Raw genomic sequence first — 21,681 nt, forward strand, 5'->3', positions numbered from 1 at the left:
GCTGACGTGGTTTGAAGAGATTTTCGAAGAGTATTAGGACCTAGTTGAGCTAGGAACCGACAGTATCTTATATAGAATAGGAGAAGGAGATGAGTTCAGGTAAAATTGCTCAGGTTATCGGACCCGTTGTAGACGTTTTGTTTGCAGCTGGGGAACCACTTCCTGAGATTAACAATGCACTTGTCGTCTACAAAAATGACGAAAGAAAAACAAAAATCGTCCTTGAAGTAGCCTTGGAGTTGGGTGATGGTATGGTCCGTACGATCGCCATGGAATCAACAGATGGTTTGACTCGTGGAATGGAAGTTTTGGACACAGGTCGTCCAATCTCGGTTCCAGTAGGTAAAGAAACTTTGGGACGTGTCTTCAATGTTTTGGGAGATACCATTGACTTGGATGCTCCTTTTGCTGAAGACGCTGAGCGTCAGCCAATTCATAAAAAAGCTCCAACTTTTGATGAATTGTCTACCTCTTCTGAAATTCTTGAAACTGGGATTAAGGTTATCGACCTTCTTGCCCCATACCTTAAAGGGGGGAAAGTCGGACTCTTCGGTGGTGCCGGAGTTGGTAAAACCGTCTTAATCCAAGAATTGATTCACAACATTGCCCAAGAACATGGGGGTATTTCCGTATTTACCGGTGTTGGGGAACGTACTCGTGAAGGGAACGACCTTTACTGGGAAATGAAAGAATCAGGCGTTATCGAGAAAACAGCAATGGTATTTGGTCAGATGAATGAACCACCAGGAGCACGTATGCGTGTTGCCCTTACTGGCTTGACAATCGCTGAATACTTCCGTGATGTAGAAGGCCAAGACGTGCTTCTCTTTATTGACAATATCTTCCGTTTCACTCAGGCTGGTTCAGAAGTATCTGCCCTTTTGGGTCGGATGCCATCAGCCGTTGGATACCAACCAACACTTGCTACAGAAATGGGTCAATTGCAAGAGCGTATCACGTCAACTAAGAAGGGTTCTGTAACCTCTATCCAAGCCATCTATGTGCCTGCGGATGACTATACTGACCCAGCGCCAGCAACAGCCTTCGCTCACTTGGATTCAACGACTAACTTGGAACGTAAGTTGGTACAGTTGGGGATTTACCCAGCCGTTGACCCACTGGCTTCAAGCTCTCGTGCCTTGGCACCTGAGATTGTTGGTGAGGAGCACTATGCTGTAGCTGCGGAAGTTAAACGTGTTCTTCAACGTTACCATGAATTGCAAGATATCATTGCTATCCTTGGTATGGATGAACTCTCTGATGAAGAAAAGACCTTGGTTGCTCGTGCCCGTCGTATCCAGTTCTTCTTGTCTCAAAACTTTAACGTTGCAGAACAATTTACTGGTCAACCTGGTTCTTATGTGCCAGTAGCGGAAACAGTTCGTGGCTTTAAGGAAATCCTTGAAGGAAAACATGACCAGCTACCAGAAGATGCCTTCCGTGGTGTCGGTTCAATCGAAGACGTCATTGCTAAGGCAGAGAAAATGGGATTTTAAGAGGTGATCTATGGCTCATTTAACTGTCCAGATCGTGACACCAGATGGCCTCGTCTATGATCACCATGCCAGCTTTGTATCGGTACGAACTCTGGATGGTGAGATGGGGATCTTGCCACGACATGAAAATATGATTGCGGTTTTAGCGGTTGATGAAGTGAAGGTAAAACGTATCGATGATGATACTCATGTAAACTGGATTGCAGTGAACGGAGGAATTATCGAGATTGCTAATGATATCATTACCATTGTAGCAGACTCAGCAGAGCGTGCTCGTGATATCGATATCAGTCGTGCTGAACGTGCAAAACTTCGCGCTGAACGAGAAATCGAAGAAGCCCATGACAAGCATTTGATTGACCAAGAGCGTCGTGCAAAAATCGCATTGCAACGTGCTATCAACCGTATCAATGTCGGAAATAGACTATAAAAAAATGAACTTGAAACTCAAGTTCATTTTTTTTAATGTGGGAAGTTGATGCAGACTGCTTCAGGGACATGAAAGTCGTTAGAAAGTTCTGCAAGACGACCACTTTTAGGATTGCGTTTAAAGACGGTTGCGTTATCAGAATCTTGATGAACAGCAATGAGAAACTCTTGATCAGGAGTTAGGTCGAAATCACGTGGATTTTTACCATGACTTGGTACAATCTCTAATAATTCCAAGCTACCATCAGCGAGGATTGTATAGACTGCAATGGAATCATGACCTCGGTTAGATGCATAGAGGTATTTGCCATCTTTTGAAAGACGAATGGCAGCAGTAGCATTGAAGCCTTCGTATCCATCTGGTAAGGTTGAAATGACTTGCATGCGTTCAAATTCACCGACCCCATCATAAATCAAGACCTCGATAGTGCTATTAAGTTCGCAGATGAGATAGGCAATCTTATAGTGGTGGTGGAAAACGATGTGGCGAGCACCTGCTCCAGCTTGGCCGTGATAAGTGTGGAGCTTACTTAGTTTTCCTTCTGAACTAACATCGTAGGTCGTTACTTCATCCGTACCTAGATCACAGGTGACGAGGTACTGGTCAGGTGTTAGATCCGTAAAGTGTACATGTGGGGAAGTTTGGTTTTCATGAGGACCTTGTCCACTATGCTGATCTAGATCTGTTTGGATGAGGCTACCATCCGTTTGACGTTTATAAACGAGAACTTGACCTTTATGATAGTTGGCCCCATAAACGAGACCACGCTTTTCATCCACTGCCACATAACAATGGGGAGCGCCTTCTTCAACCACATGATTTAGCAAAGCGCCATCTGTCTTGTAAGCAGCGATTCCACCTAAGCCATCCTGGCTCCCTACAGTGTATAAGTGTTGCTGTTGGTCAAAGGCAAGGTAGGTCGGACTTGGTTCAGCAGCAAAGAGTTCAAGATTTGCAAGCTGGCCTGTTTCTGTATCAAAATCTGCCTTGTAAATCCCTTTAGATAAGCGACGAGTGTAAGTTCCAAAATAAACAGTTTCTTTCATGTCCATACCTCTTAATAATGATAAGTTCATTATACCACAAAATGGCAGTCATGAAGCATCAGATTCATCCATGTAAGCACTTTAAAAAAGAGTTATTTTAGTCTAAAAATGGTATAATGAGAGAATGACAGAAAGGATGTATTTATGGAACATAAAGAGAAACATTTTAGCCTATCTTGGTTTTTTAAGTGGTTTTTAGATAATAAAGCCATCACTGTATTTTTAGTAACTTTGTTACTGGGGCTAAACATTTTTATTCTAAGTAAGATTAGTTTTATTTTTTTACCAGTTTTGGATTTTCTAGGAGTTGTCATGTTGCCAGTTATTTTATCTGGTTTACTTTATTACCTCCTCAATCCGATTGTTGACTGGATGGAGAAGCACAAGATCAATCGTGTCCTTGCCATTAGTATTGTTTTTGTTGTTATTGGACTCTTTATCATTTGGGGGCTGGCAGTCGCAATTCCTAATCTGCAACGTCAAGTCTTAAATTTTGCGAAGAATGTGCCGACATACCTGGAAGATGCTGATAAGGTGATCAATGACCTTGTAACCAAACGCTTGCCAGATGATTTTAGACCACAGTTGGAGCAGGTTCTTTCCAATGTTTCTAGTGAGGCGACCATGTGGGCCAGCAAAATCTCTTCTCAAGCTGTTAACTGGGTTAGCGCCTTTATCAGTAGCGTTTCCCAGGTCATTGTTGCGGTTATTATCGTACCCTTCATGCTCTTTTATCTTTTGAGAGATGGGAAAGGCTTGCGAGATTACCTGACTAAATTCATCCCAAACAAGTTAAAAGAACCTGTCGGACAAGTTTTGTCAGATGTTAATAAACAGTTGTCAAACTATGTTAGAGGACAGGTTACAGTTGCTATTATCGTGGCAATTATGTTTATTATCTTCTTTAAGATTATTGGTCTCAGATATGCTGTGACTCTTGGAATTACGGCTGGTATCCTCAATCTAGTACCTTACCTGGGTAGTTTTCTAGCGATGTTGCCTGCTTTGGTTTTGGGCTTAATAGCGGGGCCTGTCATGCTTTTGAAAGTGATTATTGTCTTTATTGTTGAACAAACGATTGAAGGTCGCTTCGTTTCTCCGCTTATTTTAGGTAGTCAGCTAAACATTCATCCAATCAATGTCCTCTTTGTTCTCCTAACTTCAGGTTCTATGTTTGGTATTTGGGGAGTCTTGCTGGGAATCCCTGTCTATGCCTCTGCCAAGGTCGTTATTTCAGCTATCTTTAACTGGTACAAAAAAGTTAGCGGTCTGTATGAAGAAGAAGGGGAGGAAATCAAAAGTGAACAATAGTCAACGTATGCTCCAGGCTTTGGATGAACAGAATTTAACCAAAGCGGATCAGTATTTTCACAAAGCCCTCGAAACAGATTCAAGTGAGGTTCTTTACGAACTAGCAAACTATCTAGAGGGAGTTGGCTTTTATCCTCAAGCAAAAGAAATTTACCAACATATCGTTACAGAATTTGCAGAAGTGAATCTGAACTTAGCCAGCATTGCTAGTGAGGATGGCAATGTTGAGGAAGCCTTTGCTTACCTTGAGGAAATCACACCCGAAAGTGACTGGTACGTATCGGCCTTGGCCTTGAAGGCAGACCTCTATCAGTTGGAAGGATTGACAGATGTAGCACGTGAAAAGTTACTGGAAGCCTTAAACTACTCAGATGATGCCTTATTAGTTTTTGGTTTGGCTGAGTTGGATAGCGAGCTAGGAAATTATCAGGAAGCTATTCAGGGCTATGCTCAATTAGACAATCGCTCCATCTATGAGCAAACGGGTGTCTCAACCTATCAGCGAATTGGCTACGCTTATGCCCAGTTAGGTAAGTTTGAAGCTGCAACTGAATTCTTAGAAAAAGCTTTAGAATTAGAATACGATGACCAAACTGCCTTTGAACTGGCTAGTCTTTACTTTGATCAGGAAGAGTATCAAAAATCTGTTCTTTACTTTAAGCAGATTGATACCATCTCACCTGATTTTGAAGGATATGAGTATGGTTATAGTCAAGCCTTGTACAAGGAACATCAGGTGGAAGAGGCCCTTCGTATCGTTAAACAAGGTTTGGAGAAAAATCCGTTTGAAACTCGGCTCTTACTAGCTGCTTCACAGTTTTCGTATGAATTACATGATCCTAGTGGTGCTGAGCAGTTTCTTCTTACTGCAAAAGAAGATGCAGAGGATACAGAAGAAATTTTCCTTCGCCTTGCAACCATTTATATGGAACAAGAGCGGTATGAAGATATCATCGCTCTCCAAAGTCAAGAACCTGAAAATCTCTTGACCAAGTGGATGATTGCCCGTTCTTACCAGGAAATCGAGGATTTAGATAAGGCCTATGAGCTCTATCAGGAACTATCGCTTGATCTCAAGGATAATCCTGAATTTCTGGAGCAGTATACTTATCTCCTACGTGAATTGGGATATTTTGAAGAAGCCAAAGTGCAAGCTGAAGCTTATTTAAAACTCGTTCCAGATGATGTTCAAATGCAAGAACTCTTAGAAACACTTTAAGGATTTCTAATTTTTGTAAAATCTTATTAACAGAAACGAATGACTTTAAATGAATGATTTGAAAGACCTCATAGGTCTTTTCTTTTTTACTAATATAATATAAATGTTAGAGCTTCTTATAGCTAATTTAGATGAAGTTTTGAACGATGAAAGCCTGCTACACCCTATAAAATAAGAGTTTAAAGGTATGGTTTGAACATCGAACTACTATGAAATACTTGACAAATTTATATAAGAATATATAATAATAAATAGGGGAATCTATCCCCAAAAATAAAGGAGGCAAATGTTGTGAAAAAGATTAATAAAAAACTTTCTCATGCATTCATGGCGCTATTGTTAGTAGCTTCAGTATTTATCCCAGTACTAAGAACTAGCAATGTGGTTAAAGCTGCTGAACTATCATCTAGTAGCTATACGCTAACGACAGTACCGACAATTAACAATAATAAGTTAGTTGATGGTGCAGAGTATGGTGAAGGGAAATTTTACCTTCAAACCACTTACAAATTCGACAACTCAACAACGTTGAAGAATGGTGACTTTATGGTTTATAAAGTTCCAAATGAATTCAAAATTGAATCAGATTCAACTACTGAAATCTTTGGTAACGATGGAGTCACTAAGGTTGCTGAGTTAACGACAAATAAGTCTGCAAATACAGCGACTGTAACGGTAAGTAACGAAGATTATTTTTCTAACTTACCTGAAGAGAAACAAATTTCGGCCTTATTTACTGTTGTATGGGCTGATAATGTTGAACTCAATAAATCGTATCCAATCGACATTCCTGGAGCAGGAGTATACAATTTGACTCGTATTGTTCCAGATGAGGATCTAACAGGATTCACTAAATGGGGAGTTCAAGATACGAACGATCCAAATTATATTAATTGGTATATTCGCGTAAACAAATATGCCAATCCTTATGAAGGTGTTTCGATTCAAGATACAATCCCTGAAGGACAAGTATTAGCTAGTGAGATTACAGGTTACTACTTTACTGAATGGGGTAAAGATGAGCATCATCCTCTTTTGAATCCAAGTCACATTGTTGTTCAAGATTCTAATCACTTCACTATTACTCCAAATGGTAATGGTGATCTAACCAATCAAGGTTTGTATGTAGTTTATAAGACTCGTATCACCGCACCAGTTGATAATACAACAAAGAAAGCTTTCAATAACGTTAAAATTACGACTTCAACTGAAAACTTTGATGTAGAAGGTTTTGCACCATTAACCACAACTGAAGGTATTAGTTCAGGTTCACGTTCTACAGAAGTTTCATTTGAGGTTTCTAAGCAGTTAAAAGGAAAAGACTTAGCTGCTGAAGAATTTAGCTTCCAACTACTTGATCCAAACGGATCAGTTGTGGAAACTGTTAAGAATGATAAAGATGGCAAAGTGAAATTTAAAGCCGTTAAATTCTCTACAGTGGGTACTTATAAGTATCAAATCAAAGAAGTTAATGATCAAAAACCAGGTTTTGCTTACGATGATAAGACCATTAACGCAGAAGTTACTGTAACAGATGTTTATGGTGAGAAGTTTGCAAGTGTTAAATATGACAATAAAGTTTTTGTAAATTCGTATTCTGTTAAATCTGCAACAACTTCAATTACTGCTAAAAAAGTCCTAAATGGTAAAACTCTTGAGGCAGATAAATATGAATTTGAATTGAAAGAAGGCGACAAACTTGTAGCTACAGCTAAGAATGCTGCAGACGGAACAGTTGCTTTCCCAGCGATTGAATACACTGCTGCAGGAACTCACACGTATACTATCACTGAAAAAGATGGTGGTGAAGCTGGTGTAACTTATGATAAAAATGCTTATACAGTAACAGTAAAAGTTGTAGACAATGGTCAAGGTCAACTTGTAGCAACAGTTACAGGTAATAATCCAACCATCACAAATACTTATGCTGCTGAGACTCCGGGTTCTTCAGATAACAAACCTAAACAACCAGGAGAAACTAAAGAACTACCAAATACTGGTACATCTGAAATGACTATCTTGCTTACTGTTGTAGGAGTAGTACTTGCATTTGGTTCCATTCTCTTATTCCGTTTCAAAAAAGTTAAATAATCTAGTTGAAAAATCTTGATGCCTTTGCTATGGCATCATCAAAGAGCCACTTGTATGGATAGTAGAAATGATACTATTCTTATAAAGTGGTTCTTTTTTTATATCTCTAGAGGTAAGAAGTGAATGAGAGAAAACATAGTTCTGTATCAATGAAATCTTTATAGATATTTGTTAAAAAAATTTGATCATTGTTCTATCAGAATTAGAAGTTAACCCTATATTATCGTCTAGAATCCTTATAATTCTTTGAATTCTGTAAGATGATATTTCGCTCTTATTTCATATATAAAGGTGTATAGTTCAAGAATTATAGAATTTTTTTACAAAAACCCTTGCTAAATTGTTTATTTATGCTATAATAGGAACAATAATTTTTAGGAGGTGCAGTATGTCTTATATGTTTGAGATATTACCAAGTTTATTGAACGGTGCAAGTATGACACTTCAAGTCTTTGCTCTGGTCTTGATTTTTTCAATTCCTTTAGGTATTGTCGTTGCCTTTGCTTTACAAGTCCGCTGGAAACCCCTCCATTATCTGATTGACCTTTATATTTGGGTGATGCGAGGGACTCCCTTGCTCTTGCAATTAATCTTTATTTACTATGTTCTTCCTAGCATTGGGATACGTTTAGATCGTTTGCCTGCTGCTGTGATTGCTTTTGTACTGAACTATGCAGCCTACTTTGCTGAAATTTTTCGTGGAGGGATTGAAACCATTCCTAAAGGGCAGTATGAAGCTGCTAAAGTCTTGAAGTTTAGTCCATTTGACACAGTGCGCTATATCATTCTTCCTCAGGTTACAAAGATTGTCTTACCGAGTGTTTTTAATGAAATCATGAGTTTGGTCAAGGATACTTCTTTGGTCTATGCTTTGGGGATTTCAGATTTGATTTTGGCTAGTCGTACAGCAGCCAATCGAGATGCTAGTCTTGTTCCTATGTTTTTAGCTGGAGCGATTTATTTGATTATGATTGGTCTTGTAACCATTGTAGCGAAAAAACTTGAGAAGAAGTACAGTTATTACAGATAGGAGGATTGCTATGTTAGAATTACGAAACATCAACAAGGCCTTTGGTGGCAAACAAATCTTAACCAATTTCAGCCTATCAATTCCTGAAAAGCAAATCCTTGCAATCGTAGGTCCATCAGGAGGCGGAAAGACAACCCTATTACGTATGCTAGCTGGACTGGAAACCATCGATTCGGGGGAAATCTACTATAACGGCGAATCGCTAGCTATAGACGAACTAGAAAAGCGCAATCTTCTGGGATTTGTTTTCCAAGATTTTCAACTCTTTCCGCATTTGTCAGTTCTAGATAACTTAACCTTGTCGCCGATAAAAACGACGGGTATGGACAAGGAAGTTGCTGAGAAGAAGGCGCGTGGTTTGTTAGAACAACTTGGGTTAGCAGGACATGCAGATGCCTTTCCGTTCTCACTTTCAGGTGGGCAAAAACAACGGGTGGCCTTAGCTCGCGCTATGATGATAAACCCAGAAATTATTGGATATGATGAGCCTACATCAGCCTTAGATCCAGAATTGCGATTAGAAGTAGAAAAACTTATCCTTCAAAATAAAGAGCGTGGGATGACCCAGATTGTTGTGACCCACGATCTTCAGTTTGCGGAAAACATTGCTGATCAGATTCTTAAGGTTGATCCAAAGTAGGACTAGGAGGTGCCTATGAAGAGAAAGAAAATTGCCCTTGTACTTGCTCTGTTCTTTAGCTTCTTCCTGACGGCTTGTACTCAGAAGGCAAGTGATCCAAATCAGGATAATTGGGCCAAATATCAAAAGCAGGGAAGCATTACCATTGGCTTTGACAATACCTTTGTTCCTATGGGATTTGAGGAAAAGAATGGCCAGTATGCAGGCTTTGATATTGACCTGGCCCAAGCTGTTTCCGAAAAGCTAGGAATTCAGATTAAATTTCAACCCATCGACTGGGATATGAAAGAAACCGAGCTACAAAATGGTACCATTGATGCCATCTGGAATGGCTATACAGCAACAGATGAACGGAAAGAGAAGGTTGCTTTTACCATTCCTTACATGGAAAATCAACAAGTTTTGGTCTCTAAAAAGTCTCAAAACATCCACTCAGTTCAGGATATGACTGACAAAGTTTTAGGGGCCCAGGCTGGATCTTCTGGATATTTGAATTTTGAAGGACAACCCGAACTACTCAAGAATCGAGTGAAAGACCAGAAGGCCAATCAATACCAAAGTTTCAATGAAGCCTTAATTGATTTGAAAAACGATCGGATTGATGCCTTGTTGATTGACCGGGTATATGCCAATTATTATCTCCAGTCTGAAGGAATATTAAATGACTACAATGTCTTTTCAGCTGGATTTGAAAGTGAAGCTTTTGCAGTGGGTGTTAGACCTGCTGATAAAACCTTGCTAGCTGCTCTGAATCAAGCCTTTATCTCACTATACCAAGAAGGAAAATTTCAGGAAATCAGCCAGAAATGGTTTGGGGAAGATGTAGCCACCAGTCAAGTTAAAAATCAAGAATAAGAAAAGAGATTGAGTTTTTCCTCAGTCTCTTTTTGCATTGAAAAATCCTCTGGAAAGTACCAGAGGATAAGAGCTTATACTCAATGAAAATCAAAGAGCAAACTAGGAAGCTAGCTGCAGGCTTCTCAAAACACTGTTTTGAGGTTGTGGATATAACTGACGAAGTCAGTAACCATACATACGGCAAGGAAATGCTGACGCGGTTTGAAGAGATTTTCGAAGAGTATTATTTCATTGTTGGGAAGAGCAATACATCACGGATAGTAGTTGTATCAGTGAGGAGCATGCAGAGACGGTCGATACCGATACCCAAACCACCTGTTGGTGGCATACCGTATTCAAGGGCTTCAATGTAGTCGTAGTCAATACCAGTTGCTTCATCATCACCAAGCTCTTTAGCTTTAGCTTGAGCTTCAAAACGGCTGAGCTGGTCGATTGGGTCGTTCAACTCAGTAAAGGCATTACCGTACTCCTTAGTCATGATGAAGAGCTCGAAACGGTCAGTAAAGCGTTCGTCTTCAGGATTCTTCTTCGCGAGTGGAGATACTGCTACTGGATGTCCATAGACAAAGGTTGGTTGGATCAAGGTTTCTTCGACGAACTCTTCAAAGAAGGCATTGATGATGTGACCAACTTCAGTGTAGTGTTTCTCAACTGGAACTTTCTTCTCAGCAGCGATAGCTTTAGCTTCTTCGAAAGTCATATCTTGCCAGAAATCAACACCAGTAATTTCTTTGATAGCATCCACCATGTGAACACGTTTAAATGGTTCGTTGATCTTAATTTCAGTGCCCTGGTAGTTAACTGGACCATCACCCTTAACTACCTTAGCAGCGTGTTGGATAATACCTTCCGTCAAATCCATGATATCTTGGAAGTCTGCATAAGCTTGGTAAACTTCGATAGAAGTGAATTCAGGGTTGTGAGTAGCGTCCATTCCTTCGTTACGGAAGATACGGCCAATTTCATAGACACGTTCCATACCACCAACGATAAGGCGTTTCAAGTGAAGCTCAGTCGCGATACGAAGCACCATGTCAATGTTTTGGGCATTGTGGTGAGTGATAAATGGACGAGCAGCAGCACCACCGGCTTCATTATGAAGGACAGGTGTTTCCACTTCAAGGAAGCCTTTTTGATCTAGATAACGACGGATTTCAGAGATGATTTTTGAACGAGTAACAAAACGTTCGAAGCTTTCGCGGTTAGAAATCAAGTCAAGGTAACGTTTACGATAGATGGTTTCAACGTCTGTCAAACCGTGGAATTTCTCTGGAAGTGGGCGAAGTGCTTTAGACAAGTGTGTGATGTGAGTTGCCTTGATAGAAAGTTCTCCCATATCTGTACGCATGACTTCACCTTCGACACCAAGGAAGTCACCGAGGTCTGCTTTTTTGAAGATTTCGTAGTTTTCTTCACCAACAGCATCTTTACGAACGTAGATTTGGATTTGACCTTCTCGGTCTTGAAGATGGGCAAAGCCGACTTTCCCTTTTCCACGTTTGGTTACTAAGCGTCCAGCGATAGTAGCAGTTTCATTTAATTCATGTAATTGTTCTTTATCAAGTTCTGCAAATTTGTCTTTAAGCTCTTGTGAGTTAGCAGTACGTTCAAAACGTTTTCCGAAGGGATCGATTCCTTGTTCACGGAGCGCAGCCATTTTTTCACGGCGAACGATCTGCTGGTCATTTAGTTCTTCCATATGTTCTGTAGACATGGGTTCCTCCTAATTTTACTCAAAATTTGATACGATGAGTCATTTTTTGCGATACTCCCATTTTATCATAAATAGCAGAGAAATTCACGGATATTCTTTGAAAACTAAAAAGAACTTGACTATTAAGATCAAGTTCCATTATTTTCTTTGATAGGAAGTGTCATTCCATCTTTCCAGAGTGAAGATTTCAAAATCATCGGTCTCTAAAACTGTCAGACTAGCATTTGCCAAGCCTCCATCTTTGCGAAGGTGAGCCTCTTTATAGCCTAAAAGTGTACGAAGGCTAGCAGTGAGATTGGCCCCATGCCCGACAATCAGAATTCTTTCAGCCGGACTTTCTTTCAGAGATTTGATAAACTGAATGGTTCGCTGAGTCGTAGAGTAGAGAGATTCGGCTTCAAACATCCTCGTATCAAACTGAGCCAGATTAGAGCGAAAGGCCTTGATTTGTTGTGGGTAGATGGCATTGAGCGTAGCAATTTTTAATCCCTCTAGTTTGCCAAGTTGCCATTCACGTAGGTTAGGAATGCTCTTTAAAGGACAAGGGGCTAGGAGTTGACTTTGGATAATTTCAGCAGATTTAACGGCTCTGGGTAAATCACTAGAATAAATCGTATCAAAAGGAATTTCCTTAAGATACTGCCCCAGTTGTTTTAGTGTGTCAATGGACTCTGGAAGAAGGGGAGAGTCACCACTAGCACCTTGAAAACGTCCTTCAAGATTCCAGAGGGTGCGACCATGACGGACAAAATAGAGTTTCATTACTTACTTTCCTCCAAGATATCAGCAAAGTCCGCTTTTACAAAACTGGCTAAGTCTTGAGGTCGGATGATAATACTATGCCCAACTTCTCCAGCAGAGACAATCATTTGGTCCAAATCCAAAGCAGTCTGATCAATAAAAATAGGATAATTGTGTTTTTGGCGAATGCCGACGGGGTTATTAGCCCCATGAATATAGCCTGTCGTTTTTTCTAGGTCTTTTTGAGGAATCATGCTGACTTTTTTATTACCAGAAACCTTTGCTAGTTTTTTCTCAGCGAGGTGTTCTGTTATGGGAACGATTCCGATGATTGGCCCCGTTTTGTCCCCTAATAGAGCCAAGGTTTTAAAGATATGAGTTCGATCATATTCTGAAGGAAGTTCTCCCTCAAGCGCGTTGATTTGTATACCAGTATGGTCAATACCCGCCTTGGTCAAGATTTGTTCGACCAAGGTTTTTTTAATCTTAACTTTCTTTGCCATTATTTATATTTATCCTCCAATTGACTCATCCAGATACCAAGCCAAATGCCAAGCGCAAAGAAGAAGGCGACGAGAACATAGCTCACAATAGAAAGTCCAGTGTATTGGATACTTTCAGCACTTCCAGCATTTGGAATCAAAATCAAGAGGGTGCTTGACAGCACAATCCCAATAATAAAGTGATAAACACGGGAGTGGTAGTTGTTCAAGGCGTGGTCCATTAATTTTGAAAAAATGATGAGTGTTGCTCCTGCACCAATCCCAATAGGAAGGAAGGTTCCGAATAAATCAAAGGTCTTAAAGCCAGTTAGCATTGGAGCGTACAGCCCTAAAATCAAGAGTAGGTTTGACGGACTTAAACCAGGCACCAAGACACCTAGAGCTAAAAGAGCACCCGCTAAGATGAAACTAGCGAAACCAGCACTGAGAGAACCAACAACAAAATTTAGCGCGTAGAGCCCGACACCTGAAAGGATAAAGGTGGTCCAGAACCAGACTAGGTCAATCTTATCCCGATCAGATTCCCGAGTAGATTCTTTAAGGAGGCTAGGCACTGTACCGATGATAGCTCCAGCAAAACTCCATAAAACATAGACTTGGTAATTTGCTAGCAGATACTCGATTGGATAAGAAAACAAACCAATGCCTAGCAACATCCCAATTGCTACTGGAATAAAGTATAGGACATTCGCTTTAAAATCTTTAAAGGGATGAGCCAGAAAAGAAATCATTCGCTCGTAAATTCCCAAAATAGCTGCCAGAACACCACCAGAAATTCCAGGTAGGATAAATCCTAAGGCGATGACGATTCCTTTAATAACTCTTGCAATCCATGAAAACATCATAAAATCCTCAATTTCATAAAATTCTTTCTCTATCCTATCAATTATAACACAGACGAGAAGAAAATGAAAAAACAAGTGAAAAAGAGAGCAATTTTCACTTGTTTTATGGTCTTAAAAATAGTTTTCTGAAGGTTTCTTCTTTTTCCTTCAAGGTAGAAATGAGATTAATATCTAAATGATGCTCAAATCCAGCAATTCTTCCTTTTGAAGTATACTGATGGAGGTCATAGTCTAAATCTGTATTAGGCGTGGTTTCAAAGTAGCCTGAATTCGTTCCATAAGATGGAATCCAGACAGCAGAGAACTTATCTGTATTGATACTATGCTCTTGCATAAAATAAACACCGATGTAAATTCCGATATTTTTGGCGCCAAGGGCTTCTAGTTTAGCCCTAAAAGCTTCAACACCTTCATTCATATCGGACATTGTTTTTTCTTCAACATCGAGCCAATAGTAACTAGGGTTGTATGGAGAAGCAGCATTGTAGAAAACCTCAGCAGCTTTTTCCATTTCTTTCTTACTAGTACCTGCTAGATAGGCATAAACAGCAACTGGAACATTCCGTTTTTGAAATTCTGAAATATGATTTATATAGGCTTTATCGACACCATTGGCATAGGCGGCATTATTTGTTTCAGTATGCTGACCCCCATTGTGGACACGAACAATAACACCAGAAATATTTTGAGATAAGGTATCGTAGTTGATTTCCTCAGGTATTTGCCAGCCAGAGACGTCAATAATAGGTTTGTCAAGATTATGCAAGGCCTGATTTTCAACCTGGACTGCATTGGGTTTTGACTTGATAGGATGGTCTTCATAAGTTGGTCTATTGAGGATCAAAATAGCTATAAATATAGTAAATAAAGTAAAAATAATAGCTGGATGAATCTTTTTTCTCATATTTAAATAGTTTAACGTAAATAGACAAAAAAATCAAAGAAAACATCGGAAAAAGTGAATATATGGGCGTCTTCTCCCTATTTTTCTGTTTGTTTACTCCTAAGAAACTAAATTATGGTATAATATAAGGGAATTTCTAGAGAAAAGAGAAGATTATGTCAAATTATGCCATTATTTTAGCAGCGGGTAAAGGTACTCGCATGAAATCAGATCTTCCAAAGGTACTTCATAAAGTAGCTGGAATTTCGATGTTGGAACATGTTTTTCGTAGTGTTGGTGCTATTCAACCTGAAAAAACAGTTACTGTAGTTGGTCACAAGGCAGAGCTAGTTGAGCAAGTATTAGCCGGTCAGACAGACTTTGTTACCCAATCAGAACAACTAGGAACTGGGCATGCTGTCATGATGGCAGAGCCTATTCTCCAAAATCGTACAGGCCACACATTGGTTATCGCTGGAGATACTCCTCTGATTACAGGTGAAAGCTTGAAAAACCTTTTGGATTTCCATATCAATCACAAAAATGTGGCGACGATCTTGACAGCTGAAGCAGCTGATCCTTTTGGATATGGTCGTATCGTCCGCAATGATAATGCTGAAGTTCTTCGCATTGTGGAGCAGAAAGATGCCACAGACTTTGAAAAACAAATCAAGGAAATCAATACAGGAACTTATGTATTTGACAATGAACGTCTTTTTGAAGCCCTTAAAAACATCAACACCAACAATGCCCAAGGTGAGTACTATATTACTGACGTGATTGGTATTTTCCGTAATGCGGGTGAGAAGGTTGGGGCCTATACTCTCAAGGATTTTGATGAAAGCCTCGGGGTAAATGACCGTGTAGCTCTTGCGACTGCAGAAGCAGTGATGCGTCGCCGTATCAACCAAAAGCATATGGTTAATGGTGTTAGCTTTGTCAATCCTGAAGCAACTTACATCGACATTGATGTTGAGATTGCTCCCGAAGTCCAAATCGAAGCTAATGTTACCTTGAAAGGTCAAACGAAGATTGGTGCTGAGACTGTTTTGACAAACGGTACTTATGTAGTGGATAGCACTATCGGAGCTGGAGCTGTGATTACCAACTCTATGATTGAGGAAAGTACAGTTGCAGACGGCGTGACTGTTGGCCCTTATGCCCATATTCGTCCAGGTTCAAGCCTGGCTGCTCAAGTTCACATTGGAAATTTTGTTGAAGTAAAAGGATCTTCAATTGGTGAAAATACCAAGGCGGGTCATTTGACTTATATTGGAAACTGTGAAGTGGGTAGCAACGTTAATTTTGGTGCAGGAACTATTACAGTCAACTACGATGGCAAAAATAAATATAAAACTGTCATTGGCAATAATGTCTTTGTTGGCTCAAACTCAACTATTATTGCTCCTGTAGAACTTGGGGATAATTCTCTGGTTGGAGCGGGTTCAACCATTACCAAGAATGTTCCTGCTGATGCCATTGCTATCGGCCGTGGACGTCAGGTCAACAAAGATGAATATGCGACTCGCCTCCCTCATCATCCCAAGAACCAGTAGGAGTTTGTCATGGAATTTGAAGAAAAAACGATTAGTCGGAAGGAAATCTATCAAGGTCCTATTTTCAAACTAGTACAAGACCAGGTGGAACTACCAGAAGGAAAGGGTACTGCCCAACGTGACTTAATTTTTCATAATGGAGCTGTTTGTGTACTAGCTGTGACAGCCGAGGATAAAATCGTTCTCGTTAAGCAATACCGAAAGGCTATCGAGGCGGTTTCTTATGAGATTCCTGCTGGTAAACTAGAACTTGGTGAAAATGCTGATCCAATGGCGGCGGCCCTTCGTGAATTGGAAGAAGAAGTTGCCTATACTGGTAAGTTAGAACTGTTGTACGATTTCTATTCTGCGATTGGATTTTGTAACGAAAAACTAAAACTTTATCTCGCCAGAGATTTGGTTAAGGTGGAAAATCCTCGTCCACAAGATGATGATGAAACCTTGGAAGTCCTAGAAGTAAGTCTAGAGGAAGCCAAGAACCTGATCCAGTCAGGTCATATCTGTGATGCCAAGACCATTATGGCGATCCAGTACTGGGAACTACAAAAGAAATAGAGGAGCAACCCATGGGAAAACCTTTATTAACAGACGAAATGATTGAACGTGCCAACCGTGGTGAGAAAATATCAGGACCACCTCTTAAAGATGATGAGGAAACAAAGATCCTACCAACGTCTTCACAACATTTTGGTTATTCACGTTCTAGAGACCACGGTTTTAGTCAAGATACACTTACAATCGAAGTAGAACCAACGATTCATAAAAGTCGTCGCATTGAGAATACCAAGAGAAATGTTTTTAATTCGAAACTCAATCGCATCTTGTTTGCAGTTATCCTACTTTTGATTTTGTTAATTTTAGCGATGAAACTCTTGTAATTGAAAGGACTTGAAATGAAAATTGGAATCATTGCTGCCATGCCAGAAGAACTCGTATATTTGACTCAGAATTTGGAAAAACCTAAAGAAGTCCAAGTCTTAGGAAATACTTACTACACTGGCTCTGTTGGCAATACAGAAGTCGTTCTAGTTCAGAGTGGGATTGGAAAGGTCATGTCGGCTATGAGTGTAGCAGTGTTAGCTGACCATTTTCAGGTAGAAGCTATCATCAATACAGGATCAGCAGGTGCTCTTGCTGAAGGGATTGCTGTTGGTGATGTCGTGATTGCAGATAGACTAGCATACCATGATGTGGATGTGACTGCTTTTGGTTATGCTTATGGCCAAATGGCTGGTCAACCTCTGTACTTTGAATCAGATAAGAAATTTATCGCTAGGATTAAAGAAAACTTATTTCAGTTAGTGCAGACATGGCACCTAGGCTTGATTGCTACAGGAGACAGTTTTATAGCTGGAGATGATAAGATTGCTAGTATCAAATCCCACTTCCCTGATGTTTTAGCAGTTGAAATGGAAGGGGCTGCTATTGCACAAGCGGCTCAGTCTCTTAATTTACCGTTCCTAGTCATTCGTGCTATGAGTGACAATGCCAATCACGAAGCCTCTATCTCTTTTGATGAGTTTATTATCGAAGCTGGACATCGTTCTGCCCAAGTCTTACTAGCCTTTTTAAAGGCCTTGGATTAAGCGGAAATTTGACAGTTTATCTAGCTTATGATAAGATTTAAATAAAGAAAAGCTAGAAAACGTTTCAGAGGATATTATGAGTATTGAAATGACCGTCAGTGAGATTGCAGAGGTTTTAGGACTATCTCGTCAAGCAATCAACAATCGTGTCAAAGAACTTCCAGAAGAGGACACGAAAAAAAATGACAAAGGTGTAACTGTAGTTACTCGAAGTGGCTTGATCAAGCTAGAAGAAATCTACAAAAAAACGATTTTTGAAGATGAACCAGTCAGTGATGATGTCAAACAACGTGAACTGATGGAAATCTTGGTCGATGAGAAAAACGCTGAAATTCTTCGCTTGTACGAGCAGCTCAAAGCAAAAGACCGCCAGTTATCAGAAAAAGACGAACAGATGCGTATCAAAGACCGCCAGATTGCTGAAAAGGACAAACAGTTGGACCAACAGCAACAGTTAACTCTTCAAGCCATGAAGGATCAAGAAACCTTGAAACTCGAGTTGGACCAAGCAAAAGAAGAAGTCCAAGCAACCAAAAAAGGCTTTTTTGCTCGCCTTTTTGGAGGAAAATAAAGAAGCTGTTTGGGTTACTCACTAACCTAATGGCTTCTTTTATTATTTATAGTTTATTTTGGGTAGTAATTGAGGTAAATAATGGAAAAATTAAGAGATTATATCGCCTTTGATTTGGAATTCAATCAACACGAGGGGGTTACCCATTTAATTCAAGTATCAGCAGTCCATTTTCAAGATGGGCAAGAATGTGCTGCTTTTGACTCTTATGTTTATACTACAGCCCCATTGAAGAGTTTTATCAATGGTTTGACTGGAATCACAGCTGAAACCTTGAAAGATGCGCCAAAGGTAGAACAAGTTTTAAAGGACTTTCAAGCATTTGTCGGTAACTTACCTATCGTTGGTTACAATGCAGCTAAGAGTGATTTGCCTATTCTCTTGGAGCATGGCATTGATTATCGTGACCAGTATAAGGTTGATCTATATGAGGAGGCTTTTGAACGCCGTAGTTCTGATCTACACGGCATAGCCAATCTTAAATTGCAAACTGTTGCAAATTTTTTAGGCTTTCACAGGAAGTCTCATAACAGTTTAGAGGATGCCCGCATGACGGCGCGTGTTTACGAAGCTTTTTTGGAATCAGATGAAGGAAAGCTATTAATAGAAGACCAGAGTAGTTTTTCGATGAATCCTTTCGGTGGCTTAGATTTATCCCAATTTTTAGACTAGGAGTGCTTATGAAACCTGAAAAACCTAAGAAGCTAGGTTTTAGGAAGATATACTATAACCTAGATAAGATTTTATTTCTATTTTTCTTGATATTTATGATGGTTGAGTTTGTCTGGCTACCATTAAATTCATGGATTGCTGGCATCCTTCTGAGACAAACAGGTTACTTGTTTATCTCCTACAATAACTTTTGGGCGATTATACAAGGCTCGCCTTTTATCAGTTTAGCCTTTCTCATCTTAATTGCAATCAATCTCCTGGTTGCCTATTTCCAGATTTGTCTTTTGTTTATAGGAGCTCGTCACCTTCTCTATCATGAAAAGAGAACTTTAATTGAGTACAGTAGAAAAGTATTTCACCAGAGTTTTCTATTCGTTAAGCGATTGAGCTTTTGTAAGATGGCCTTTGTCTTTTTTTACATTGCTTTGCTTTTCCCGTTCATCCGTAAGATTTTAAAAATCTACTACCTCAACAAGATTATTATCCCTGATTTTATTGTGAATTATTGGGAAGGTAAGCATTGGCTGGTAGGACTGATGCTCATAGCATCTGCTTGGATCTTACTCTATATTTCCGTCCGATTTATGTTTGCCCTTCCTAAGATTCTCTTTGAAAGAAAGACCGTAAGAGAAAGTGTGAAATATAGTCTCCAAAAGACAAAGAAAAATGTCCTTTTCTTCTCTTGGCATCTCTTGCTCATTATCATTAAAACGTATCTCTTCTTCTTTGGTTTGTTAATTCCCTTGCTTTTTGCGCAAGTAGTGATGGATAGTCTAACTCAAAAAGAATCCTTGATTCTCGGTGTAATTAATTTTGTCTTGATTAAAAATTTCCATTACATGACCCTGACTTATTTCCTAGTGAAGTTTGTTTCCTTCCTGACAGGAGAGGAGTTGGAGATCATGCCAAGGCGAAAGAAAGACCATCTGATGAGATGGGGTGTCATGGGGTGTGCAAGCATCATCTTTGCCATAGAAGGCTACGTTTATCTGGAATCTCCGGATACCAATACACCTTTAGTGATTTCGCATAGAGGAGTAAGTAATAAAAACGGTGTTCAAAATACTGTGCAGTCTTTAGAAAAAACAGCTCAACTAAAACCAGATCTCATCGAAATGGATGTGCAGGAAACGAAAGACGGTCAGTTCGTGATGATGCACGATGCTAACCTCAAAAATTTAACAGGTATTAATGCTACACCGCAAGATTTGACTCTGGATGAATTAACAAATACAGATATTTACGAGAATGGTTATCAAACAAAGATTTCAAGCTTTGATGCCTATTTAGAGCGTGCAAATGCTTTAAACCAAAAATTGCTGATTGAGATTAAGACCAGTAAAAAAGATAGTCCGCAAATGATGGACCATTTCCTCGAAAAGTACGGAGCGACTATCAAGAAATATGGACACCAGATGCAATCGCTAGACTACCATGTGATTGATAAAGTGTTGACTTATGATTCTGAAATTCCAGTTTACTTTATTCTTCCCTATAACAGTATCTTCCCAAGAACCAAGGCAACTGGTTACACTATGGAGTACTCGACTTTGGATGAATACTTTGTCAATAAACTCTGGACAACTGATCAGAGACTCTATGTTTGGACCGTAAATGGTTCGGAGGCATTTGATAAAGCAGTTCGTCTCGGCGCAGATGGCATGATAACGGATGATCTTGAAATGGTCCAGTCACAAGTCACAACGGCTCAAGACGATCCGGAATATACGGAATTACTCTTAAAGAAAGCAATGGAATTCTTTGATTTCTAAGAAAAAAAGAGAAACAGATGTTTCTCTTTTTTTGTGGATTAGAAAGGCAATTTTCCAGCGAAAGCTCCTAGTTTCTTCTTAGTCGTTTCATCAATTTGTTCAAGAGCAGCGTTAATCGCTTGAACAGTCATGTCAGAAAGTGTTTCGAGATCTTCTGGATCTACAACTGCTGGGTTGAAGTCAATGCTGACAACTTTTTTGTCTCCAGTTAGGGTTGCTTGGACAAGGTCCTGAGCTGATTTTCCAACAAATTCCATGGCAGCGAGTTCTGCTTGGCTCTGTTCCATTTGTTTTTGAAGTTTTTGTGCTTGGCGCATCATGTTTTGCATGTTCATCATGGCTGTTTACAGTTTCCTTTTCTATTATTTTCCTTTTTATTTTATCAATTTTAGGTGCAAAAGTCTATTATTTGTTTAATTCATTAGATATATGAACTTTTATAATGAGTCCCTTAAACAACTTTTAAGAAATTTACTATGCACACCTGGTATTCTTTGCGAAACAAATAAATTTCATTTAAGTTTTCTTTAAGGATTCTATTATATTCTAAAGAACTCTATGTTAACCGAACGTTAAGCAGAAAATATAGAGTATAACCTAAATTTATTTCTTAATTTGTTATAGTCTTTCCAGATTTAGTAACACATTGTTCACTTTTTACCTTTAATGGTGTGTTGATTAGACTAAATGACGCTCTGTCTTTTTTTCATGATGGAG

At 39.5% G+C, this 21,681-nt stretch carries 22 protein-coding genes; 15 read left to right on the forward strand and 7 right to left on the reverse strand.

Translation table 11 applies throughout. The annotated features are described in order from the left end of the window. Nucleotides 1-89: 89 nt before the first annotated feature. Both atpD and GMD6S_RS04185 read left to right on the forward strand, forming a co-directional pair. Nucleotides 90-1,496: a F0F1 ATP synthase subunit beta gene (gene atpD, locus GMD6S_RS04180; RefSeq protein WP_000094367.1), complete on the forward strand. Its 1,407-nt coding sequence runs from the start codon at nt 90-92 to the stop codon at nt 1,494-1,496. A 10-nt stretch (nt 1,497-1,506) separates the two neighbouring features. Beyond that, a complete protein-coding gene (locus tag GMD6S_RS04185) occupies nt 1,507-1,926 on the forward strand; it encodes a F0F1 ATP synthase subunit epsilon (RefSeq protein ID WP_000940836.1) in 420 nt (139 codons plus the stop codon). Between the two features lie 32 nt (nt 1,927-1,958). Here GMD6S_RS04185 and GMD6S_RS04190 read toward each other — a convergent pair whose 3' ends face one another. Beyond that, nucleotides 1,959-2,972 carry a lactonase family protein gene (locus GMD6S_RS04190; RefSeq protein ID WP_000665601.1) on the reverse strand — a complete coding sequence of 338 codons (1,014 nt, stop codon included), beginning with the start codon at nt 2,970-2,972 and terminating at the stop codon, nt 1,959-1,961. 144 nt (nt 2,973-3,116) lie between these two features. On the opposite strand from GMD6S_RS04190, the gene GMD6S_RS04195 reads away from it, so the two are divergent. The 6 genes from GMD6S_RS04195 to GMD6S_RS04220 all read left to right on the forward strand — a co-directional run bounded on the left by GMD6S_RS04195 (nt 3,117) and on the right by GMD6S_RS04220 (nt 10,118). After that, a complete protein-coding gene (locus GMD6S_RS04195) occupies nt 3,117-4,283 on the forward strand; it encodes an AI-2E family transporter (protein ID WP_000400296.1) in 1,167 nt (388 codons plus the stop codon). Further along, a complete protein-coding gene (locus tag GMD6S_RS04200) occupies nt 4,273-5,502 on the forward strand; it encodes a tetratricopeptide repeat protein (protein ID WP_001065986.1) in 1,230 nt (409 codons plus the stop codon). Before GMD6S_RS04195 ends, GMD6S_RS04200 begins: the two co-directional genes overlap by 11 nt. 291 nt (nt 5,503-5,793) lie before the next feature. Further along, a complete protein-coding gene (locus GMD6S_RS04205) occupies nt 5,794-7,593 on the forward strand; it encodes a Spy0128 family protein (protein WP_000723555.1) in 1,800 nt (599 codons plus the stop codon). 388 nt (nt 7,594-7,981) lie between these two features. Beyond that, nucleotides 7,982-8,623 carry an amino acid ABC transporter permease gene (locus GMD6S_RS04210; RefSeq protein ID WP_000121156.1) on the forward strand — a complete coding sequence of 214 codons (642 nt, stop codon included), beginning with the start codon at nt 7,982-7,984 and terminating at the stop codon, nt 8,621-8,623. Nucleotides 8,624-8,633: 10 nt separating this feature from the next. After that, on the forward strand, nt 8,634-9,263 hold the full coding sequence (locus GMD6S_RS04215; RefSeq protein WP_000891746.1) for an amino acid ABC transporter ATP-binding protein: 630 nt from the start codon (nt 8,634-8,636) through the stop codon (nt 9,261-9,263). A gap of 15 nt (nt 9,264-9,278) precedes the next feature. Further along, complete coding sequence (locus GMD6S_RS04220) at nt 9,279-10,118, forward strand: amino acid ABC transporter substrate-binding protein (RefSeq protein WP_000823418.1); 840 nt, start codon at nt 9,279-9,281, stop codon at nt 10,116-10,118. A 226-nt stretch (nt 10,119-10,344) separates the two neighbouring features. Here the strand turns inward: GMD6S_RS04220 and lysS are convergent, their stop codons facing one another. The 5 genes from lysS to GMD6S_RS04245 all read right to left on the reverse strand — a co-directional run bounded on the left by lysS (nt 10,345) and on the right by GMD6S_RS04245 (nt 14,828). Continuing rightward, nucleotides 10,345-11,835, reverse strand: a complete 1,491-nt coding sequence (gene lysS / locus GMD6S_RS04225; protein ID WP_000102437.1) for a lysine--tRNA ligase — start codon at nt 11,833-11,835, stop codon at nt 10,345-10,347. Nucleotides 11,836-11,973: 138 nt separating this feature from the next. Beyond that, on the reverse strand, nt 11,974-12,597 hold the full coding sequence (locus GMD6S_RS04230) for a histidine phosphatase family protein (protein ID WP_000780804.1): 624 nt from the start codon (nt 12,595-12,597) through the stop codon (nt 11,974-11,976). Next, a complete protein-coding gene (locus GMD6S_RS04235; protein ID WP_001085910.1) occupies nt 12,597-13,079 on the reverse strand; it encodes an aminoacyl-tRNA deacylase in 483 nt (160 codons plus the stop codon). The genes GMD6S_RS04230 and GMD6S_RS04235 overlap by 1 nt, the downstream gene beginning before the upstream one ends. Further along, nucleotides 13,079-13,921, reverse strand: a complete 843-nt coding sequence (locus tag GMD6S_RS04240; RefSeq protein ID WP_008289179.1) for a DUF368 domain-containing protein — start codon at nt 13,919-13,921, stop codon at nt 13,079-13,081. Before GMD6S_RS04240 ends, GMD6S_RS04235 begins: the two co-directional genes overlap by 1 nt. Nucleotides 13,922-14,027: 106 nt before the next feature. Beyond that, a complete protein-coding gene (locus GMD6S_RS04245) occupies nt 14,028-14,828 on the reverse strand; it encodes a glycoside hydrolase family 25 protein (RefSeq protein ID WP_001227570.1) in 801 nt (266 codons plus the stop codon). 155 nt (nt 14,829-14,983) lie between these two features. Between GMD6S_RS04245 and glmU the strand changes: the two genes are divergently transcribed. The 7 genes from glmU to GMD6S_RS04280 all read left to right on the forward strand — a co-directional run bounded on the left by glmU (nt 14,984) and on the right by GMD6S_RS04280 (nt 20,964). Continuing rightward, on the forward strand, nt 14,984-16,363 hold the full coding sequence (gene glmU, locus GMD6S_RS04250; RefSeq protein ID WP_000073757.1) for a bifunctional UDP-N-acetylglucosamine diphosphorylase/glucosamine-1-phosphate N-acetyltransferase GlmU: 1,380 nt from the start codon (nt 14,984-14,986) through the stop codon (nt 16,361-16,363). A gap of 9 nt (nt 16,364-16,372) precedes the next feature. Beyond that, nucleotides 16,373-16,918, forward strand: coding sequence for an NUDIX hydrolase (locus tag GMD6S_RS04255; RefSeq protein ID WP_000393796.1), 546 nt, complete (start codon nt 16,373-16,375; stop codon nt 16,916-16,918). A gap of 11 nt (nt 16,919-16,929) precedes the next feature. Beyond that, nucleotides 16,930-17,241 carry a cell wall synthase accessory phosphoprotein MacP gene (macP, locus tag GMD6S_RS04260; RefSeq protein WP_000517860.1) on the forward strand — a complete coding sequence of 104 codons (312 nt, stop codon included), beginning with the start codon at nt 16,930-16,932 and terminating at the stop codon, nt 17,239-17,241. A gap of 15 nt (nt 17,242-17,256) precedes the next feature. Continuing rightward, complete coding sequence (locus GMD6S_RS04265) at nt 17,257-17,949, forward strand: 5'-methylthioadenosine/adenosylhomocysteine nucleosidase (protein WP_000689812.1); 693 nt, start codon at nt 17,257-17,259, stop codon at nt 17,947-17,949. 76 nt (nt 17,950-18,025) lie between these two features. Next, nucleotides 18,026-18,520, forward strand: coding sequence for a chromosome segregation protein RocS (gene rocS, locus GMD6S_RS04270; RefSeq protein ID WP_000021252.1), 495 nt, complete (start codon nt 18,026-18,028; stop codon nt 18,518-18,520). 81 nt (nt 18,521-18,601) lie between these two features. Continuing rightward, on the forward strand, nt 18,602-19,192 hold the full coding sequence (locus GMD6S_RS04275) for a 3'-5' exonuclease (protein ID WP_000413620.1): 591 nt from the start codon (nt 18,602-18,604) through the stop codon (nt 19,190-19,192). An 8-nt stretch (nt 19,193-19,200) separates the two neighbouring features. Next, the gene (locus GMD6S_RS04280; protein WP_000801705.1) at nt 19,201-20,964 is read left to right on the forward strand and encodes a glycerophosphoryl diester phosphodiesterase membrane domain-containing protein; all 1,764 of its coding nucleotides are present in this window, start codon (nt 19,201-19,203) and stop codon (nt 20,962-20,964) included. Nucleotides 20,965-21,002: 38 nt separating this feature from the next. On the opposite strand, the gene GMD6S_RS04285 is transcribed toward GMD6S_RS04280, so the two are convergent. Then, nucleotides 21,003-21,302: a YbaB/EbfC family nucleoid-associated protein gene (locus GMD6S_RS04285; RefSeq protein WP_000981516.1), complete on the reverse strand. Its 300-nt coding sequence runs from the start codon at nt 21,300-21,302 to the stop codon at nt 21,003-21,005. Nucleotides 21,303-21,681: the final 379 nt, after the last annotated feature.

This window comes from Streptococcus sp. GMD6S (assembly GCF_000297015.1).

Coding starts and splice junctions, on each gene's coding strand:
- atpD (WP_000094367.1), top strand. CDS start 90: ATGAGTTCAGGTAAAATTGCTCAGGTTATCGGACCCGTTGTAGACGTT.
- GMD6S_RS04185 (WP_000940836.1), top strand. CDS start 1,507: ATGGCTCATTTAACTGTCCAGATCGTGACACCAGATGGCCTCGTCTAT.
- GMD6S_RS04190 (WP_000665601.1), bottom strand. CDS start 2,972: ATGAAAGAAACTGTTTATTTTGGAACTTACACTCGTCGCTTATCTAAA.
- GMD6S_RS04195 (WP_000400296.1), top strand. CDS start 3,117: ATGGAACATAAAGAGAAACATTTTAGCCTATCTTGGTTTTTTAAGTGG.
- GMD6S_RS04210 (WP_000121156.1), top strand. CDS start 7,982: ATGTCTTATATGTTTGAGATATTACCAAGTTTATTGAACGGTGCAAGT.
- GMD6S_RS04215 (WP_000891746.1), top strand. CDS start 8,634: ATGTTAGAATTACGAAACATCAACAAGGCCTTTGGTGGCAAACAAATC.
- GMD6S_RS04220 (WP_000823418.1), top strand. CDS start 9,279: ATGAAGAGAAAGAAAATTGCCCTTGTACTTGCTCTGTTCTTTAGCTTC.
- lysS (WP_000102437.1), bottom strand. CDS start 11,835: ATGTCTACAGAACATATGGAAGAACTAAATGACCAGCAGATCGTTCGC.
- GMD6S_RS04230 (WP_000780804.1), bottom strand. CDS start 12,597: ATGAAACTCTATTTTGTCCGTCATGGTCGCACCCTCTGGAATCTTGAA.
- GMD6S_RS04235 (WP_001085910.1), bottom strand. CDS start 13,079: ATGGCAAAGAAAGTTAAGATTAAAAAAACCTTGGTCGAACAAATCTTG.
- GMD6S_RS04240 (WP_008289179.1), bottom strand. CDS start 13,921: ATGTTTTCATGGATTGCAAGAGTTATTAAAGGAATCGTCATCGCCTTA.
- GMD6S_RS04245 (WP_001227570.1), bottom strand. CDS start 14,828: ATGAGAAAAAAGATTCATCCAGCTATTATTTTTACTTTATTTACTATA.
- glmU (WP_000073757.1), top strand. CDS start 14,984: ATGTCAAATTATGCCATTATTTTAGCAGCGGGTAAAGGTACTCGCATG.
- GMD6S_RS04255 (WP_000393796.1), top strand. CDS start 16,373: ATGGAATTTGAAGAAAAAACGATTAGTCGGAAGGAAATCTATCAAGGT.
- macP (WP_000517860.1), top strand. CDS start 16,930: ATGGGAAAACCTTTATTAACAGACGAAATGATTGAACGTGCCAACCGT.
- GMD6S_RS04265 (WP_000689812.1), top strand. CDS start 17,257: ATGAAAATTGGAATCATTGCTGCCATGCCAGAAGAACTCGTATATTTG.
- rocS (WP_000021252.1), top strand. CDS start 18,026: ATGAGTATTGAAATGACCGTCAGTGAGATTGCAGAGGTTTTAGGACTA.
- GMD6S_RS04275 (WP_000413620.1), top strand. CDS start 18,602: ATGGAAAAATTAAGAGATTATATCGCCTTTGATTTGGAATTCAATCAA.
- GMD6S_RS04280 (WP_000801705.1), top strand. CDS start 19,201: ATGAAACCTGAAAAACCTAAGAAGCTAGGTTTTAGGAAGATATACTAT.
- GMD6S_RS04285 (WP_000981516.1), bottom strand. CDS start 21,302: ATGATGAACATGCAAAACATGATGCGCCAAGCACAAAAACTTCAAAAA.